The sequence below is a fragment of the Xanthomonas sp. F4 genome (assembly GCF_011761895.1).
The window spans coordinates 1,550,752-1,566,763 of sequence record NZ_JAASQX010000001.1 but is presented as its reverse complement, the minus strand read 5'-3'; the positions used below and the strand labels follow the sequence as shown (position 1 = coordinate 1,566,763).

General features: G+C 71.2%; 16 protein-coding genes. 12 read left to right on the top strand and 4 right to left on the bottom strand.

Annotated features, from left to right (window positions below):
- The first annotated feature begins 118 nt into the window (after positions 1-118).
- The 10 genes from FHR66_RS06950 to FHR66_RS06905 all read left to right on the top strand — a co-directional run bounded on the left by FHR66_RS06950 (position 119) and on the right by FHR66_RS06905 (position 9,374).
- Complete coding sequence (locus FHR66_RS06950) at positions 119-826, top strand: response regulator (RefSeq protein ID WP_160947424.1); 708 nt, start codon at positions 119-121, stop codon at positions 824-826.
- A complete protein-coding gene (locus FHR66_RS06945; protein WP_160964989.1) occupies positions 823-2,244 on the top strand; it encodes a sensor histidine kinase in 1,422 nt (473 codons plus the stop codon). Before FHR66_RS06950 ends, FHR66_RS06945 begins: the two co-directional genes overlap by 4 nt.
- A complete protein-coding gene (locus FHR66_RS06940; protein ID WP_160964991.1) occupies positions 2,241-3,665 on the top strand; it encodes an efflux transporter outer membrane subunit in 1,425 nt (474 codons plus the stop codon). The genes FHR66_RS06945 and FHR66_RS06940 overlap by 4 nt, the downstream gene beginning before the upstream one ends.
- Positions 3,665-4,798 (top strand): ABC transporter permease, encoded by a 1,134-nt coding sequence (locus FHR66_RS06935; protein WP_160964993.1) that lies wholly within the window; start codon positions 3,665-3,667, stop codon positions 4,796-4,798. Before FHR66_RS06940 ends, FHR66_RS06935 begins: the two co-directional genes overlap by 1 nt.
- Positions 4,795-5,559: an ABC transporter ATP-binding protein gene (locus FHR66_RS06930; protein ID WP_160964995.1), complete on the top strand. Its 765-nt coding sequence runs from the start codon at positions 4,795-4,797 to the stop codon at positions 5,557-5,559. The genes FHR66_RS06935 and FHR66_RS06930 overlap by 4 nt, the downstream gene beginning before the upstream one ends.
- Positions 5,556-6,455 (top strand): HlyD family secretion protein, encoded by a 900-nt coding sequence (locus tag FHR66_RS06925; RefSeq protein WP_160964997.1) that lies wholly within the window; start codon positions 5,556-5,558, stop codon positions 6,453-6,455. The genes FHR66_RS06930 and FHR66_RS06925 overlap by 4 nt, the downstream gene beginning before the upstream one ends.
- A 91-nt stretch (positions 6,456-6,546) precedes the next feature.
- Positions 6,547-7,374, top strand: coding sequence for an alpha/beta hydrolase (locus FHR66_RS06920; RefSeq protein ID WP_160964999.1), 828 nt, complete (start codon positions 6,547-6,549; stop codon positions 7,372-7,374).
- Positions 7,374-7,736, top strand: coding sequence for an EamA family transporter (locus FHR66_RS06915; RefSeq protein WP_160965001.1), 363 nt, complete (start codon positions 7,374-7,376; stop codon positions 7,734-7,736). Before FHR66_RS06920 ends, FHR66_RS06915 begins: the two co-directional genes overlap by 1 nt.
- On the top strand, positions 7,733-8,131 hold the full coding sequence (locus FHR66_RS06910) for a DMT family transporter (protein WP_019802414.1): 399 nt from the start codon (positions 7,733-7,735) through the stop codon (positions 8,129-8,131). The genes FHR66_RS06915 and FHR66_RS06910 overlap by 4 nt, the downstream gene beginning before the upstream one ends.
- Positions 8,121-9,374 (top strand): DegT/DnrJ/EryC1/StrS family aminotransferase, encoded by a 1,254-nt coding sequence (locus FHR66_RS06905; RefSeq protein WP_160965003.1) that lies wholly within the window; start codon positions 8,121-8,123, stop codon positions 9,372-9,374. Before FHR66_RS06910 ends, FHR66_RS06905 begins: the two co-directional genes overlap by 11 nt.
- A gap of 151 nt (positions 9,375-9,525) precedes the next feature.
- Here the strand turns inward: FHR66_RS06905 and FHR66_RS06900 are convergent, their stop codons facing one another.
- Both FHR66_RS06900 and FHR66_RS06895 read right to left on the bottom strand, forming a co-directional pair.
- On the bottom strand, positions 9,526-10,404 hold the full coding sequence (locus FHR66_RS06900; protein WP_160965005.1) for an arginase family protein: 879 nt from the start codon (positions 10,402-10,404) through the stop codon (positions 9,526-9,528).
- Between the two features lies 1 nt (position 10,405).
- The gene (locus FHR66_RS06895) at positions 10,406-11,473 is read right to left on the bottom strand and encodes a GNAT family N-acetyltransferase (protein ID WP_160965007.1); all 1,068 of its coding nucleotides are present in this window, start codon (positions 11,471-11,473) and stop codon (positions 10,406-10,408) included.
- A 112-nt stretch (positions 11,474-11,585) separates the two neighbouring features.
- Between FHR66_RS06895 and FHR66_RS06890 the strand changes: the two genes are divergently transcribed.
- Both FHR66_RS06890 and FHR66_RS06885 read left to right on the top strand, forming a co-directional pair.
- Positions 11,586-11,861 (top strand): acyl carrier protein, encoded by a 276-nt coding sequence (locus tag FHR66_RS06890; RefSeq protein WP_160965009.1) that lies wholly within the window; start codon positions 11,586-11,588, stop codon positions 11,859-11,861.
- Positions 11,862-11,867: 6 nt separating this feature from the next.
- Positions 11,868-13,106 carry a beta-ketoacyl-[acyl-carrier-protein] synthase family protein gene (locus tag FHR66_RS06885; protein WP_160965011.1) on the top strand — a complete coding sequence of 413 codons (1,239 nt, stop codon included), beginning with the start codon at positions 11,868-11,870 and terminating at the stop codon, positions 13,104-13,106.
- Positions 13,107-13,171: 65 nt separating this feature from the next.
- Here FHR66_RS06885 and FHR66_RS06880 read toward each other — a convergent pair whose 3' ends face one another.
- Together FHR66_RS06880 and FHR66_RS06875 are read right to left on the bottom strand one after the other, a co-directional pair.
- On the bottom strand, positions 13,172-14,527 hold the full coding sequence (locus FHR66_RS06880) for an aspartate aminotransferase family protein (RefSeq protein WP_184448744.1): 1,356 nt from the start codon (positions 14,525-14,527) through the stop codon (positions 13,172-13,174).
- Positions 14,528-14,649: 122 nt separating this feature from the next.
- Positions 14,650-15,342 carry an MtnX-like HAD-IB family phosphatase gene (locus tag FHR66_RS06875; protein ID WP_160965015.1) on the bottom strand — a complete coding sequence of 231 codons (693 nt, stop codon included), beginning with the start codon at positions 15,340-15,342 and terminating at the stop codon, positions 14,650-14,652.
- Positions 15,343-16,012 lie beyond the last annotated feature (670 nt).

Sequence of the window (16,012 nt, the reverse complement as noted above, 5' to 3'; positions counted from 1 at the left end):
GCATCGCAGAATCTGGATACAGACTCCACCGAAACTACATCGACGTATGTGAACGTAGCGACTTCGCCGCCGCCGATTACGACGGTTTTCCCACATCCCCGTTGCAAGCATTCGCGTCATGCGCATCCTGGTTGCCGAAGACGATACGTCCATTGCTGTTGCGTTACGCGATTCGCTCGCCGAGTGCGGTCATGTGGTGGACCATGTCAGCGACGGTGCCGCCGCCGAACGCGCACTCGGTAGCGAAAGCTATCAATTACTGGTCCTGGATCTGGGCCTGCCGCGCCGCGACGGGCTGCAGGTGCTGCAGCGCCTGCGCGCCCGCCGCGACGAGATCCCGGTGCTGGTGGTGACCGCGCGCGACGCGGTGGAAGACCGCATCCGCGCGCTCGACCAGGGCGCCGACGACTACCTGATCAAGCCCTTCGAACTGTCCGAGTTCCTCGCCCGCACCCGCGCGCTCCTGCGCCGCAGCAGCAGCGGCGGCGTGCCCGAACTGGTGCTGGGGCAACTGCGCATCAACCTGGCCGGGCGCCGGGTGTGGCTGCAGGACCAGCCGCTGGACCTGACCGCGCGCGAGTTCGCGCTGTTGGAGACGCTCTTGCTGCGCAGCGGGCGCGTGGTCAGCCGCAGCCAGCTGACCGAAGCGCTGTGCGATTGGCAACACGAAATCACCGACAACGGCCTGGACATCTCCATGCACCGCCTGCGGCGCAAGCTGCACGGCGCTGGCGTCGGCATCCGGACCATCCGCGGCCTGGGCTACCTGCTGGAGGAGTCGCGCGCCGCCTCACCGGCCGCCGACCACGCACAGATCCCGCAGTGAGCGCGACCGCGGCCGCGCAGTCGCCGGCATACCGCCACCCCAGCCTGCGCCAGCGACTGCTGGCGTTCCTGCTGATCCCCACCGTGCTGCTGATGCTGGTGGTGTCGGCGCTGTTCTACCTGCTGATGCTCAAGTACACCAATCACGTCCACGACATGGACCTGAAGGAGGACACGCAGGGCCTGGCCAATGCGGTCAACGACCCCGGCGAGCGCATGCCGCTGACCCTGCAGGCGCGGCAGCTGCTGGAGTACAGCAGCGACGGCCGGGTGTTCTTCAAGCTGGACAGCCGCCGCCACGGGGTGATCAGCGGCAGCACCCTGCCGATTCCCGCACACCCGGATCCAGCCGAGATCGGCCGGGTGATGCTGTACGACGACCACATGGACAACGGCGTGCCGGTGCGCGTGGCCAGCCTGTTGCTGCCCTCGGCGCTGGAGCCGGGCGATTGGCTCACCGTGTCGGTGGCCGAGACCCTGGACGACCGCCACCGCCGCGCTCGCGAGATCCTGGTGCTGATGTTGCCGACCGAACTGCTGCTCACCTGTTCCCTGCTGGTGCTGGTCTGGCACGGCGTGCGGGTCGGCCTGCGCATGCTGGAGCCGGCGGTGCGCCGGCTCGACGACAGCCAGCGCGACCTCAGCCCGGTATCCGGCCCGGACATCCCGGTGGAGATCCTGCCGCTGACCCAGGCCATCGACGGCCTGCTCGGCCGCCTCAAGCACATGATGGCGCTGCAGGAGCGCTTCCTCGCCGACGCCGCGCACCAGTTGCGCACGCCGCTGGCCGGGCTGAGCATGCACGTGCAGCGCGCCCAGTCCAGCCAGCGCCCGGAAGACACCGCGCAGGCGCTGCAGCACATCCGCCAGCTGACCGACCGCGCCACCCGCACCTCCACCCAGTTGCTGGCGATGACCCGCACCCAGGCGCCGCGCGAGAGCATCCGCGAACTGCTGCCGCTGGACCTGGCGCAATGGCTGCCGCAAGCGCTGTCCGAGCGCATCCCCGACGCGTTGCACGCCGGCGTGGACCTGGGCTACGACGGCGCCGACGACGACGCGCCCGCCTGGGTGGCCGCCGACGTCTATGCGCTGCGCGAGCTGCTCGACAACCTGCTGGACAACGCCTTCCGCCATGCCGCCGGCCGCGTGGTCACGGTCAGCCTGCGCCGCGATCCACAGTCTGTCCGCCTGGCCGTGGACGACGCCGGCAACGGCATCGACGAGGCCCTGCTGCCGCGCCTGGGCGAGCGTTTCTTCCGTGCCCCGGACGCGCCCGAAGGCGGCACCGGCCTGGGCCTGGCGATCGTCGCCAACATCGCTGCGCGCCACCACGCCACGCTGCGCTACCGGCGTTCGGCGCTGGGCGGGCTGCGCGCGGAACTGGACTTGCCGGCCGCCGCGGAGCCGCAGGCATGAGCCGGATCCTTATCCGCCCGCTCACGATGCTGACGCTGGCCGCCGCGCTCTCGCTAGGCGGCTGTGCCAGCAAGCCCATCCCCGACCTGCGCCAGCCGTCGATGCCCGCACAGTGGAGCAGCGCGACGCCGCAGGCGGCCGCGCCACGCCCGCCGGGCAACGCCTGGTGGCAGGACTTCCACGATCCGCAACTCGACGCGCTGGTCGCGCAGGCGTTGCGCGATGATCTCGAGGTGGGCCAGGCGCTGGCGCGGCTGCGCGCGGCGCGGCGGCTGGATGCGGTCGCCGACGCGACCCTGAGGCCGCAGCTGCGCGCGCGCACCGAGGACCCGATCGACCCCGACGCCAGCGCCTCGTTCCTGGTGGTCGGCGTCGATTCGGAATGGGAGCTGCCGCTGTTCGGCCGCGGCGAAGCCACCAACCGCGTGGCACGCGGCGACCTGCAGAGCGCCCAGGCCAACCTGGCGCAGGTGCGCGCGGCGACCATCTCCGACGTGGCGCACAACTGGATCGACCTGCGCCACGCGCAGCAGGCCGAACGCCTGCTGCAGGACATCGCCAGCGCGCGCCAGCGCCAGGCCGGCCTGCAGCAGACCCTGGTCGATCTGCACCTGGCCGCACCGGCCACCGCCGCGCAGGGGCAGGCCGCGGCGCTGCAGGCGCAGGCCGCGGCGAACGAACCGCGCGACGCCGCGGCCGCGGCCGCGCGGCGCCTGGCGGTGCTGCTGGGCCGCGACACGCCCGACCCGGCGTGGAGCACGGCCGCGGCCGCCACCGCGCCGGGGCAATTGCAGATCGCCGCGGTCGACAGCGTGCCGGCCGACCTGCTGCGCCGGCGCCCGGACATCGCCGCGCACGAGGCCGAGGTGATCAGCGCCGCCGGCGCGCTGGGCATCGCCCGCGCCGACCGCTACGGCAGCATCGGCCTGGGCGGCGCGATCCGCTGGTCGACCAGCCTGCTGACCCATCGCCGCACCGCCACCCATGGCATCGCCTCGTTCGGCCCGGTGATCGACATCCCCCTGTTCGACTGGGGCATCCGCCAGGCCAAGGCGAAGGCGCGCGGCGACCTGCTGGAAGCGGCCACCCTGGCCTACCGGCAGAGCGTGCTGGACGCGGTCAACGAGGTCGAGAACGCCCTGACCACGCTGGAACAGCAGCGGCGCAACACCGAGACCCAGCAGCAGGTGCTGCAGGCACAGCAGCAGGCCAGCGACGTCGCCCAGCAGCGCCGGCGGCTGGGCCTGGGCAGCGACCTGGACGTGGCCACGCAGCAGGCCGCACGCGACCAGGCCGCGCTGGAGCTGCTGGAAGCGCAGCGCCAGCGCGACCTGGCCTACGTCGCCCTGCACACCGCGCTGGGCAGCGCCACCGCGCCGATTCCCGATACCGGCAACGAACACCAAGGCGCGCAGCCCTGATGGTCGCGCTGGCCCGCCAGACCCTGCGCTACGAGTGGCGCCGCTTCCTGCCGGTGGTGGTGTCGGTGGGCTTCGCCAGCCTGTTGCTGCTGCTGCAGACCGCGCTGGTGCTGGGCATCTTCGGCAGCGCCAGCGTCTATGTCTCCGGCTCCGACGCCGACCTGTGGCTGGGCTATCCCGGCACGCAGAGCGTGGACCAGGGCCGCGCCATCGATCCGGACGCCGCCGCGCCGCTGTACCTGGATCCGCGGGTGGCGCAGGTCGAGCCATTCATCTGGTTCGACGGCGACTGGCGCGGCCCCGGCGACACCGGTGCGGTGTCGGTCTACATCTCCGGCATCGACACCCGCGACGGCGGACTGATGTTCTCCCGCCTGCTCAGCCCCGCCCTGCGTGCGGGCCTGCGCGAACCGGACACCGTGGTGGTGGACCGCGCGGAACTGGACAAGCTCGGCGTCGGCGTCGGCAGCAGCGCGCGCATCAACGGCCACCGCGTGCGGGTGATCGGAGTCGGCCGCGGCCTGCGCGCGCTGGGCGGGGTCAACGTGCTGGCGTCGCTGGACACCGCGCGCGCGCTCAACAGCGACACCGCACACCCGGATTGGCCGACCTACATGGTGGCCAAGCTGCGTCCCGGCACCGACCCGCAGGCGGTGGCGCAGGCGATCGACAGCGCGGTCACGCGGCCGCGCGTGGAAGCCTGGAGCGCCGACGATTTCGCCCGGCGCAGCATCCTGTTCTGGATGTTCGACACCGGCGCCGGCTCCGGCGTGCTGTTCCTCGGCGGCATCGTGCTGCTGGTCGGCGTGGCCATCACCAGCCAGACATTGCTCGGCACGGTGCTCGGCGCCGCGCGCGAGTACGCCACGCTCAACGCGCTGGGCGTGAGCATGCGCAACCTGCGCTGGGTGGTGCTGGAACAGGCCGCCTGGGTCGGCGCGCTGGGCCTGATCGGCGCCAGCGCCCTGGGCGCGGCGCTGGTCGCGCTGGCCCGCGCGCACGACGTGCCGGTGGCGTTCAACGCCAGCGGCTGGGGCCTGTGCGTGTGCGCGGTGATGCTGCTGACCGTGGTCTCGGCCCTGGCCGCGCTGCGCGGGCTGCGTCGCGCCGATCCGGCGTTGCTGCTGCGATGAGCCGCATTGTTGCCCCCGCCGCGCTGCACCCGGCCGCCGCCACCCTCAGCGGCAGCGGGCTGTGCAAGAGCTTCGTCTCCGGCAGCCTGCGCACGCCGGTGCTGCGCGACGTGGAACTGCAGGTGTGGCCGGGCGAGCTGACCCTGATCTCCGGCCCGTCCGGCTGCGGCAAGAGCACCCTGCTGTCGATCCTTAGCGGCCTGCAGCGCGCCGACGCGGGTCGCGTGCTGGCGCTGGGCGAGGAGCTGGGCGCGCTCGGCGCCACCGCGCTGGAGCAGTTCCGCCTGCGCCACACCGGCTTCATCTTCCAAGGCTTCAACCTGTTCCCGGCGCTGTGCGCGCTGGACCAGGTGCGGCTGCCGCTGCAGTACATGGGCCTGGCCCCGGCCGAGGTGCGCAGCCGCGCCGAAGAGGCGCTGGCCGAGGTCGGCATCGCCCACCGCCAGCACCTGCGCCCGTCCGAACTGTCCGGCGGCGAGAAGCAGCGCGTGGCGATCGCCCGCGCGCTGGCCAAGCACCCCGCGCTGCTGTTCGCCGACGAACCGACCAGCGCGCTGGACGCCGGCAACGGCCAGATCGTGATCGACCTGTTGCATCGCATCGCGCGCCGCCACAACACCATGGTGCTGTGCGTGAGCCACGACCCGCGCCTGATCCGCCACGCCGACCGCGTACTGTCGATGGAGGACGGCCGCATCCACGACGACCGCCGCGTCATCGCGCCACCCTCGCCCCTGCCCTCACGGAATCCCGCACCATGAAAGCGTTCGCCGCCGCGCCCCTGCTGAGCCTGCTGCTGGCCGCATGCGCGCCATCGGACCGTACGCCGGCCCCGGCGCCGGCCGCCACCCCGGCCTACCTGGCAGTGGCGCGCGGCCGCATCGACGTGGAAGGCGGCGTACTCAAGCTCGGCCTGCCGGTCGCCGCGACCCTGCGCGAGGTGCCGGTGCACGAGGGCGACGCGGTGCAGAAAGGCGCCTTGCTGGTCGCCGGCGACGATCGCGCCGCCGCGGTCGACCTGGACATCGCCCGCACCCGCGCGCAGGCCGCCGCCGCCCACCTGAAGCAGTTGCAGCAACGCCTGCAAAGCGCGCAGCAGAAGCAGCGGCGGCTGGCCGAGGCCGCGCGCCTGGGCGCCGGCGACGGGCAGACCGCCGACGACGCCAGCGACGCGGTGCAGAGCCTGGTCGACGCGCTGGACACCGCGCGCAGCGACGCGGCCCTGGCCGAGGCGCAGGTGCGCGCGACCGAGTTGCAGCGCGCGCAGTATCGTCTGCAGGCGCCGGTCGCCGGTCGCGTGCTGCAGCTGTCGGCCGCGGTCGGCGCGCGCAGCGAGGCCAACACGCCGCTGCTGACCCTGCTGCCGGACGCACCGCGCCTGGTCCGCGCCGAATTGAACGAAAGCTATGCCGGCAGCGTCACCCCGGGCATGGCCGCCGAGGTGATCAGCGACGACGGCCGCCAGACCGTGCTCGGCGAGGCGGTGGTGCGCTGGCTGGCGCCGGCCTACGGCCCCACCCAGCTGCACGACGACGCCACGCCCGCCGGCAACGACCGCAGCGTGGCCTGCGTGCTAGCCTTCACCCAGCCCTCGACCCTGCGCCTGGGCCAGCGCGTGCTGGTGCGCTTCCGCAACCCGGCCGCAGCCAAGCGCTGAGCTGCACGCCGCCACCGCGGCGAAAGGCTGCTGAAACGCGCGGCGGCGACCCTGCACGGATTGCCGAGACTGCGCAGCCGCGCCTATTTACATGATCGAATCTGCCGAGTTCCACTTCGAAGGCGGCCGCAACGGCGTGCTGCTGATCCATGGCCTGACCGGCACGCCCAGCGAGATGCGCCTGCTCGGCAAGAGCCTGAACCGCGAAGGCTTCAGCGTGCACGGCGTGCAGCTGGCCGGCCATTGCGGCGACGAGGACGACCTGCTGGCCACCAGTTGGCGCGACTGGTACGCCAGCGTCGAGGCCGCCGCCGAGCGCATGCGTCCGCAGGTCGACCGGCTGTTCGTGGCCGGGCTGTCGATGGGCGCGCTGCTGGCGCTGCGCCTGGCGCAGGAGCGTCCGCAGTGGGTGGACGGGGTCGGCGTGCTCGGCGCCACCTTCCGCTACGACGGCTGGAACATCCCCAAGCGCGCGCGGCTGGCGTTCCTGCTGCCGTGGTTCAAGCGCCTGGGCATCGGCAAGCGCCGCATGTTCCTGGAGGAGCCGCCGTACGGCCTGCGCGACGAGCGCATCCGCGCCCAGGTCAGCAGCGCCATGCTCGGCGGCGACAGCAGCGCCGCCGGCCTGCCCGGCAACCCCTGGCACGCCCTGGCCGAGATGTACCTGCTCTCGCGCGACGTGCGCCGCAACCTGCCCAAGGTCGTCGCGCCATGCCTGGTCGCGCACGCGGCCGAGGACGACATCGCCGACCTGCGCAACGCGCGGCTGGTGATCGCCAACGTCTCCGGGCCGACCGAGCTGCTGCTGCTGCACGACAGCTACCACATGATCACCCTGGACCGCGAACGGCGCGTGCTCGGCGCGCGCCTGGCGCAGTTCTTCGCGGCCCTGACCACCCCGCAGCAGGCGGCCGCCTGATGGCGATGAGCGGCTCGGTGGTGGCGATCTGGTTGACGACGGTGGTCCTCGACACCGCCGGCCAGTTGGCCTTCAAGTACGTCGCCAGCCGACCGCAAGGTACCGGGGTGACGCGCTGGCAGAACATGGCCCGGCAGCCATATTTGTGGTTCGGCGTGGCCTGCTACGTGCTCGAATTCCTCGCCTGGACCGCGTTCCTGTCGCTGGTGCCGCTGGGCCGCGGCGTGCTGCTGGGCTCGATCAACATCGTGGCGATCATGCTGGCCGGGCGCTGGCTGTTCGGCGAACGCCTGGGGCGCATGCAGGTGGCCGGCATCTGCCTGGTCAGCGCCGGCGTGGCCGTGGTGGGGTTGGGCTCATGAGCCGGCCGCCGCTGCATCGCTACGCGGTGGGCTTCGCCCTGCTGCTGAGCTTCGACACGCTGGCCCAGATCGGCTTCAAGCTGGCCGGCACCCATGCCTTCCCGCCGCAGGCCGAACTGGCGTGGGTACTGCGTTTGCTCGGCAGCCCATGGCTGTACGCCGCGCTGCTCGGCTACATCGGCGCGTTCTTCACCTGGATGAAGCTGCTCGAGCACGCGCCGATCGGCCCGGCCTTCGCCGCCTCGCACCTGGAGGTGGTCAGCGTGATGCTGCTGTCGGCCTGGTGGTTCAACGAACACATCGGCGTCCTGCAGGCGCTGGGCGCGGCGCTGATCGTCGGCGGCATCGTCTGCCTGGCGATGGGCGAACGCGCGGATCCTGCCGATGCGCATTGAGATCCCGCCGACTGCCGGCCTGCCGCTGCAGTGGCGCGACCTGTGGCCTGGCCGTGCGCGCACCCGCCTGGCCAGCGCGGTCGGCCTGCCGCAGGCGCTGCTGACCTGCTCCGGCACTGCGGCGCTGATCGTGGCCCTGCGCACCCTGACCGCGGCCAACCGGCGCCGGCAGGTGCTGGTGTCGGCCTATACCTGCCCGCTGGTGGCGCTGGCGGTGGCGCACTGCGGCCTGCAACTGGTGCTGTGCGATCTGCTGCCCGGCTCGCTGGAACTGGACCCGGTGCAGCTGGCGCAACGCTGCGGCAGCGACACCCTGGCGATCATCGCCACCCATCTTGGCGGGCGCCTGACCGACCTGGCGCCGCTGCGCCGTGCCGCCGAAAGCTGCGGCGCGCTGCTGATCGAGGACGCCGCGCAGGCGCTGGGCGGCGTGCACCCCGACGGCCGCCCGGCCGGCCTGGGCGGCGACATCGGCTTCTGCAGCCTGGCCGCCGGCAAGGGCCTGACCCTCTACGAAGGCGGGCTGTTGATGTCGCGGCATGCGCCGCTGCAGCGCAGCCTGGCCGACACCGCCGCCCGCCTGGGCCAGCGCGACTGGCGCTGGGAACTGCGCCGCAGCCTGGAACTGCTCGGCTACGCCGCGCTGTACCGGCCGCAGCCGCTGCGCTGGGCCTATGGCGCGCCGGTACGCCGCGCGCTGCGCCGCGGCGACCGCATCGGCGCGGCCGGCGACCGCTTCGGCACGGCCATCGCCCAACACGCGGTCGGCGCCTGGCGCGAAGCGGTGGGCGTACGCGCCAGCGCGCGCTGGCCTGCATTCCTTGCGCAGATTCGCGAGCAGGGCCGACGCCGCAGCGCACGCCTGGCCAGCATCCCCGGCCTGAGCGTGATCGCCGATACCCCGGGTGCTCAGGGCAGCTGGCCGATCCTGATGGTGCTGCTGCCCGACGCGGCCGCACGCGAATCGGTGCTGGCTACGCTGTGGCCGCGCGGGCTCGGCGTGGCGGTGCCGTTCGTGCATGCCCTGCCCGGCTACGACTACCTGCACGGCATCGTCGAGCGCACGCCGATGCCCAACGCCAGCGACTTCGCCGCACGCTGCCTGAGCATCAGCAACAGCCCCTGGCTGGACGAGGCGCGCTTCGAGACCATCGTGGCCACGCTGCAGGCTGCCTGCGCCGGCGCGGTCGGGCCGGCGCCGCTGGATGTCGATCTGGTGCACGCCGCTGCGCCGAGCGCCTGACTGGGCGACGGGCGGCTTCGCCAGCGTCGCGATGAAAATGCGCCTCGCGTAACGACGGGAAGAATCGTGTAGGAGCGGCTTCAGCCGCGAGGGCGTTACCGGTAATGCCTCTCGCGGCTGAAGCCGCTCCTACAGACGGACAGGGCCCGCGTTAACCGACGCTGGCCGCGTCCAGCGCCGCCAGCAGCCGCAGGTTCAACGCATGCTGCTGCGCCTGCCAGGCCGACAGATCGGCCGGCGACGGTTCCGGCTGCGCATCCAGCGATGCCAACGTGCGCTTCCACCATTGCGGATAGTGGGCCAGCGAGACCTCGCCAGTGATGTCGCTGCCGCACACCTGCCCGCGCAGCGCGTCGATCGCCTGCAGCAACTGCGGCACGCGCAGTTGGCCCTGGTCCCAGTTGGTGCGCACGTCCTGCGGATCCAGCACGTCCTTGTCCAGCGACAGATAGGTCGGCATCGGCGTGCGCCGCAGGTGCTCGACGAACGCATCGCTCAGTTCGCTCACGCTGGCGAAGCCGCGCACCGCCTGGCCCAGGCCCAGCCGCCGCGCCCAGCCCACGTCCACGCCGCTGCACCAGTAGCGCAGCTTGCCGCGGTACAGCGGCAGCAGATGGTTCTCCCAGGCATGGCCGGGGCCGACGTCGCCGGAGGTGATGCCGGCCACCTCGACCTGCGCCACCTGCGGCAGCGCGGCGATGCGCCGCACCCACGAGCCGCAATGCACCCCGAACGGGAAGCGCATGTTGTCCGGATGGTTGTCGAACACCACCACCCGCAACGGTGCCTGCGCGCGCTGCGCCAGGCGCACGATCAGCGGCAGGCTCAAGTGATGGAAATCGCCGCTGCCCAGCAGCACGGTGCCGTACTGCGCCGGCAGTGCCTGCTCCAGCGCCGCGCCGAAGCGACGCAGCCGCGCCATCGAGCAGGCGAAGCGCAGGCCGTCGCACCAGTCACGCAGCGGCAGACGCACCGCGTCGGGCACTGCGCCCAGCGAATCGTCGAGATCGAGCAGGACCGGGGTGCGCATCTCAGTCCTCCTCGGCGGCATCGGCCGCCGGCCCGACGTCGTCGGATTCGAACAGCGGCCGCAGCCGGCGCAGCACGGCGCGCAGCAGCGGATTGCGCAGGTACACCGCATGCCAGGTGTAGGTGAAGCTGGCGCCGAGCTGGGCCTTCACTTCCGGATCGGTCCAGCCGGCGACGTAGGCGGTCAGGCCGTGGCGGCAGGCGTAATCGAGATTCTCGATCCAGCTCAGCGCGTACAGGTTGTGGTCGCGCGCATCCGGGTAATGCAGGCCGATGTACTTGTCCAGCAGCCGGCCCTGGTGCACATAGCACAGGTTCCAGCCGATGATGCGGCCCTGGTGCCGGTACACGAACACCTGCCCACCGGACGCGGCGTCGGTCAGCAGCGCATCGAAGAACGGCTCGGTGAGCAGGTCGAAATGGATCTCGCTTTGCGCATACACCTCCTGGTACAGCGCATAGCAGTGCGCGCGCAGCGCCGAGTCGGCGAAGGCCGGGCCGGTCGGCAGCACCTCGATCTCCAGGTCGGCGCGCGAGCGCAGCTTGCGGCGGATGTTACGCCGGCGCCCGCGCGAGAGCCGCGCCAGGTACTCGTCGGTGGAGGCGAAATCGATCGGCACCCAGGCCAGCGCCTGCCCGCGCAGCAGCACGTAGCCATTGCGCTCGCAGGCGTCCAGGAAGATCTGCGCCCAGGCGTTGTCGGCCTCATCCAGCAGCGGCGAGCGCTGCGGCACGTCCTTGACGATCATCAGCGCGCGGCGCCGGCCCAGTTGCCTGCGCCACTGCCGCGGCAACTGCGCCGGGTCGGCCGCGCGCGGCAGCCAGGCGTATTCGCTGACGGTGCTGCCGACGAAGCTGGTGCGCGGCCGCAGCAGGCGTTGCCACAGGCGCTGCAACGGTAGCCGCGCCACGCGGTCGCGCAGCGCCGGCTCGGCCGTGGTCAGCAGGTCGAAATCGGCCTCGAAGGCCGGCACCCCGTGCTCCAGGGGCTGGATCAGGAAACCGGACGGCGGGTGCTGCAGGAACTGCCGCTGCAAGGCCTGCGGCTCGAGTTGGTTGACGAAAGGCATCTGCAAGATTGATCGTCTAGCGTGGAGAATGGATGCTGCGGCCCAGGCCGCAGCGTGCGATCCACCGGCGGCGGGTGCCGCACGGTGGCCCTTCATTTCGCGGAGCACTGCCATGACCCCGTCCATCGAGTCGCAAATCCACAGCATCGTCACCAAGCATGGCGAGATCGACCCGGCGCGCCTGACCCCCGATGCCAAGCTGCAGGACCTGGGCGTGGATTCGCTCGAGGCCATCGAAATCCTGTTCGACATCGAAGAGCACTTCGACATCACCTTCCCGCAGCGCGACCCGAACCTGGACGACGGCTCGCTCGGCAAGCTGGTGCAGGCGGTCGAGGACGCGCTGGCGGCCAAGGCGGCGGCCGGCGCGGCGCAACCGGCGCACTGACGCACCATGGGCGCCTCCCCGCACGTGCGGCGCGTGGTCGTCACCGGCACGGGCGCGGTCAGCGCGCTCGGCCTCGGCGCCGAGGCGCTGTGGAGCGCGATGCGCGAGGGCCGCAGCGGCATCGCCGCCCTGCCCTCGCCCGATCCGCTCAGCACCCTGAAGATGCGCGTGGCCGCGACCCTGCAAGGGTTCGCGCCGGACGCCACGCAGACCGGCGGCATCGCCCCGGGCCAGCTCGACCGCATGACCCAGGTCGCCCTGGTCGCCGCCCAGGAAGCGATCGTCCAGGCCGGCCTGCCACGCGACGATGCCGCGCTCGGCGCGCGCTGTGCGGTGGTGGTCGGTACCGGTGTCGGCGCCGAACTCAGCCGCGACGAGCAATCGCGCCGGCTGTACCGCGACCAGGCCGAACGCCTGCATCCGCTGACCATCGTGCGCAGCATGGCCAACGCCCCGGCCAGCCAGATCAGCATCGCCTTTGGCCTGCGCGGCCCGGCCTTCGCCGTGTCCAGCGCCTGCGCCTCGGCCAACCACGCCCTCGCCCAGGCCGTGCTGATGCTCCGTCACGGCCTGGCCGACGTGGCCATCGCCGGCGGCAGCGAAGCCTGCCTGAGCCTGCCACTGATCCGCGCCTGGGAAGCGATGCGGGTGGTCAGCGACGACACCTGCCGGCCATTCTGCGCACAGCGCAGCGGCCTGGTGCTGGGCGAAGGCGCCGGGATGTTCGTGCTGGAAACCGCCGAGCACGCCGCCGCCCGTGGCGCCGTACCGCTGGCGGAACTGGCGGGATTCGGGATGAGTTCGGATGCCGGCGACATCGTCGCGCCCAGCATCGACGGCGCCGCCACGGCGATGCGCCTGGCGCTGCAGGATGCCGGCCTGGCCCCGGAACAGATCGACTACATCAACGCCCACGGCACCGGCACGCAGGCCAACGACCGCTGCGAGACCAAGGCGTTGCGTCAGGTGTTCGGTGCGCACGCCGAGGCGCTGGCGGTCAGTTCGACCAAGGCGGTGCACGGCCATGCACTCGGTGCGGCCGGCGCGCTGGAACTGGTGGCGGCGATCGGCGCGCTGCGCGAGCAGGTGGTCCCGCCCACGGCCAACTTCCTCGACGCCGATCCGGAATGCGACCTGGACTACGTGCCGAACCAGGCGCGCGCCCGCCACGTGCAGGCGGTGCTGAGCAATTCCTTCGCCTTCGGCGGACTCAATGCGGTGATCGCGCTGCGCGCGGTGGGCTGAAGCGCCCGCCGCCGCGGCGAACGGCGGGAGGCAACGCGAACCGCGCGCGTCGTCTCCCGCCCGGCTCATGCGACCTGCTTGGCGCGGGTCAGCAACTGGTCCAGCAAGGACAGGCCCAGATCGATCTCTTCGTGGCTGATGTGCAGCGACGGCGCCAGCGTGATCACGTTCTTGTAGTAACCGCCCACGTCCAGGATCAGGCCGATGCGCTTGCCGTTGTGGCGCAGTTCGCCTTCCAGGCCCATGTCGACCATGGTGTCGAGCAGCTTGCGGTTCGGCGTGAAGCCGTCCGCCTGGCAGATTTCCGCGCGCAGGGCCAGGCCCAGGCCATCGACGTCGCCGATTTCCGGGTGACGCTTCTGCAGGTCGCGCAGGCCGTCCAGGAAGTGCGCGCCCTTGGCCATCACCATCGACTCGTAGTCGGTCTCGGCCAGCATGCGCATGGTTTCCAGGCCGACCGCGGTGCCCAGCGGGTTGGAGGCGAAGGTGGAGTGGGTCGAGCCCGGCGGGAACACGGTCGGGTTGATCAGCTCCTCGCGCGCCCAGATGCCGGCCAGCGGATTGAGGCCGTTGGTCAGCGCCTTGCCGAACACCAGCACGTCCGGGGTCACGCCGAAATGCTCGATCGCCCACAGCTTGCCGGTGCGGAAGAAGCCCATCTGGATTTCGTCGACCACCATCAGGATGCCGTACTTGTCCAGCACCCGCTTCAGGCCGGTGAAGAAGTTCGGCGGCGGGATCACGTAGCCGCCGGTGCCCTGGATCGGCTCGACGTAGAACGCCGCGTACTCGCACTGCCCGGCCTTGGGATCCCACACGCCGTTGTACTCGGTCTCGAACAGACGCTCGAACTTGGCCACGCACTGCTCGCCGTACTCTTCCTTGGACATGCCCTTGGGGCCGCGGAAGTGGTACGGGAATTCGATGAACTGGGCGCGGTCGAAATGACCGAAGCGGCGGCGGTAGCGGTACGACGAGGTGATCGCCGAGGCGCCGAGGGTGCGGCCGTGGTAGCCGCCTTCGAAGGCGAACACCAGGCTCTTGCCGGCGCTGGCGTTGCGCACGATCTTCAGCGAGTCTTCCACCGACTGCGCGCCACCGACGTTGAAGTGCACGCGGCCCTTGCGGCCCCACTTGCGCTCGGCGTCGACCGCGATGGTCTTGGCCAATTCGATCTTGGTCGGGTGCAGGTACTGGCTGGCGACCTGCGGCAGCGTCTCGATCTGGCGGGTCAGTGCCTGGTTCAGGCGCGGATTGGCGTAGCCGAAGTTGACCGCCGAGTACCACATCTGCAGGTCCAGGTACGGCACTTCTTCGGTGTCGTACAGGTAGCTGCCGTCGCAGCGGCCGAAGATGCGCGGCGGCTCGCTGTAGTGCACGGTGTCGCCGTAGGAGCAGTACTGGGACTCGTCGGCCAGCATCTGCGCATCGCTCAGCGCGCGATGGTGGTCTGCGCCGGTGCGCAGCAGCGCCTCCGGATCGGGCGCGGCATCGCCATGCAGCGGTGCGAGCGAGGAAAGCGGGACATTCCGGTTCATCGGGATCAGGCTCGTTGGGTGAGAGGAAGCGGGAAGGACACGGCGGCCGTCGCCGGCTCGGCCAACTCGGGCAGCAGGGCGATGGCGTCGTCGAAACCGGTGATCGCGCAATGGGCGATCCCGTTGGCGCGGCAATGGCGCAGCAGACCGTCCTTGGCGAACACCAGGTCGGCCTTGCCAGCCAGGCAGAAATCGGAGCGGCCGTCGCCGATCAGCAAGGTGGCGCGCTCGGGCGGCTGTTGCGCCATCACCGCGCACTTGCAGGTGCCGCTGGGGCAGTCCGGCTGCGCATGCGGCGAGGCCATGCGCCACTGCCCGGCGTCGGTACGCAGCAGGCGGTTGGCGATGATCGGCAGATGGTGCAGGCCGTGGCGGGCCAGGATCCGGGCGATGCCGTAGTCCAGGCCGTCGCTGACGATGCTCAGCGGGATGCCCAGGCGCTCGGCCAGCGCGACGAAGCGCACGAAGGCCGGATCGATCCGCACCGCATCCAGCACCCGGTGCAGCGCATCGACGTCGCCGTCGAGCAGCGCGACCTGCTTGCTCATGCACTCGCGGGCCCCGATCCGACCGGCGACCCAGTCGTCCTCCAGCTCCCGCCAACCGGGGCTCCCGAGGTGTTCGAGCAGGCTGTCGGTCACGTCCTGCAGGGACACGGTACCGTCAAAATCGCAAAGGATGTTCCATTGGGCGCGCAAGGTGGCTCTCCGGCTGATGGGGGCAGAGCCTAGGCACGCTGTCTTTCGCACTCCTTTCGGCGAGGTGAAAGAAAGCGGAGCGTTCACATTGCGCGTGGTAACGCCTACCCGCGCGTCGCGCTCCCGTCAGGGAGTGATGCATTGCACAGCCCAAGTCCATCACGATCCGGGTCGCTGTCCTGCCAGACGGCGGGATCGCCCGGGGCCGCCGCGAGCACATGCCCGTCCGCATTTACCGATATCCGCCGCGCGCATCCACCACCTCCCTGCTTGGTCTGCCGCCATGCCGGAACCAGGGTCGAGACAACCCACGCGGCCGTTACGGCAGCAGGCTTGTGCCGGCATTGGCCTATCCGCGGCGCGCGAAGGTGGGAGTGCAACACCTGACCTCGCGACCAGTGCGCCGAAGGCGGCGGTCTTCAGGAAATGATGGCGTTGCAGTATTGGATGACTGCGACACTGAAGTCTTCAAAGTCGATTGTTGAAAGCAGCGGATTCCTCGCCGACTCCTGGGATGGCTGTGCGCCAGGATCACGGCGGCCGGACTCAAGCGCAGCGCCCTCCCCTCTAGGCTGCATCTCACATCCCGCGATCTCGATAGGCCACCCGACTGAGGCCGCATTGGGTGTCGGCCTCCATCGGTCGTTCCAGAGCCGCCTGATGTTGATGA

Excerpts from the sequence above, each read along its gene's own strand:
- FHR66_RS06950 (WP_160947424.1), top strand. The coding sequence starts at position 119 with ATGCGCATCCTGGTTGCCGAAGACGATACGTCCATTGCTGTTGCGTTA.
- FHR66_RS06940 (WP_160964991.1), top strand. The coding sequence starts at position 2,241 with ATGAGCCGGATCCTTATCCGCCCGCTCACGATGCTGACGCTGGCCGCC.
- FHR66_RS06935 (WP_160964993.1), top strand. The coding sequence starts at position 3,665 with ATGGTCGCGCTGGCCCGCCAGACCCTGCGCTACGAGTGGCGCCGCTTC.
- FHR66_RS06930 (WP_160964995.1), top strand. The coding sequence starts at position 4,795 with ATGAGCCGCATTGTTGCCCCCGCCGCGCTGCACCCGGCCGCCGCCACC.
- FHR66_RS06925 (WP_160964997.1), top strand. The coding sequence starts at position 5,556 with ATGAAAGCGTTCGCCGCCGCGCCCCTGCTGAGCCTGCTGCTGGCCGCA.
- FHR66_RS06920 (WP_160964999.1), top strand. The coding sequence starts at position 6,547 with ATGATCGAATCTGCCGAGTTCCACTTCGAAGGCGGCCGCAACGGCGTG.
- FHR66_RS06915 (WP_160965001.1), top strand. The coding sequence starts at position 7,374 with ATGGCGATGAGCGGCTCGGTGGTGGCGATCTGGTTGACGACGGTGGTC.
- FHR66_RS06910 (WP_019802414.1), top strand. The coding sequence starts at position 7,733 with ATGAGCCGGCCGCCGCTGCATCGCTACGCGGTGGGCTTCGCCCTGCTG.
- FHR66_RS06905 (WP_160965003.1), top strand. The coding sequence starts at position 8,121 with ATGCGCATTGAGATCCCGCCGACTGCCGGCCTGCCGCTGCAGTGGCGC.
- FHR66_RS06900 (WP_160965005.1), bottom strand. The coding sequence starts at position 10,404 with ATGCGCACCCCGGTCCTGCTCGATCTCGACGATTCGCTGGGCGCAGTG.
- FHR66_RS06895 (WP_160965007.1), bottom strand. The coding sequence starts at position 11,473 with ATGCCTTTCGTCAACCAACTCGAGCCGCAGGCCTTGCAGCGGCAGTTC.
- FHR66_RS06890 (WP_160965009.1), top strand. The coding sequence starts at position 11,586 with ATGACCCCGTCCATCGAGTCGCAAATCCACAGCATCGTCACCAAGCAT.
- FHR66_RS06885 (WP_160965011.1), top strand. The coding sequence starts at position 11,868 with ATGGGCGCCTCCCCGCACGTGCGGCGCGTGGTCGTCACCGGCACGGGC.
- FHR66_RS06880 (WP_184448744.1), bottom strand. The coding sequence starts at position 14,527 with ATGCTGGCCGACGAGTCCCAGTACTGCTCCTACGGCGACACCGTGCAC.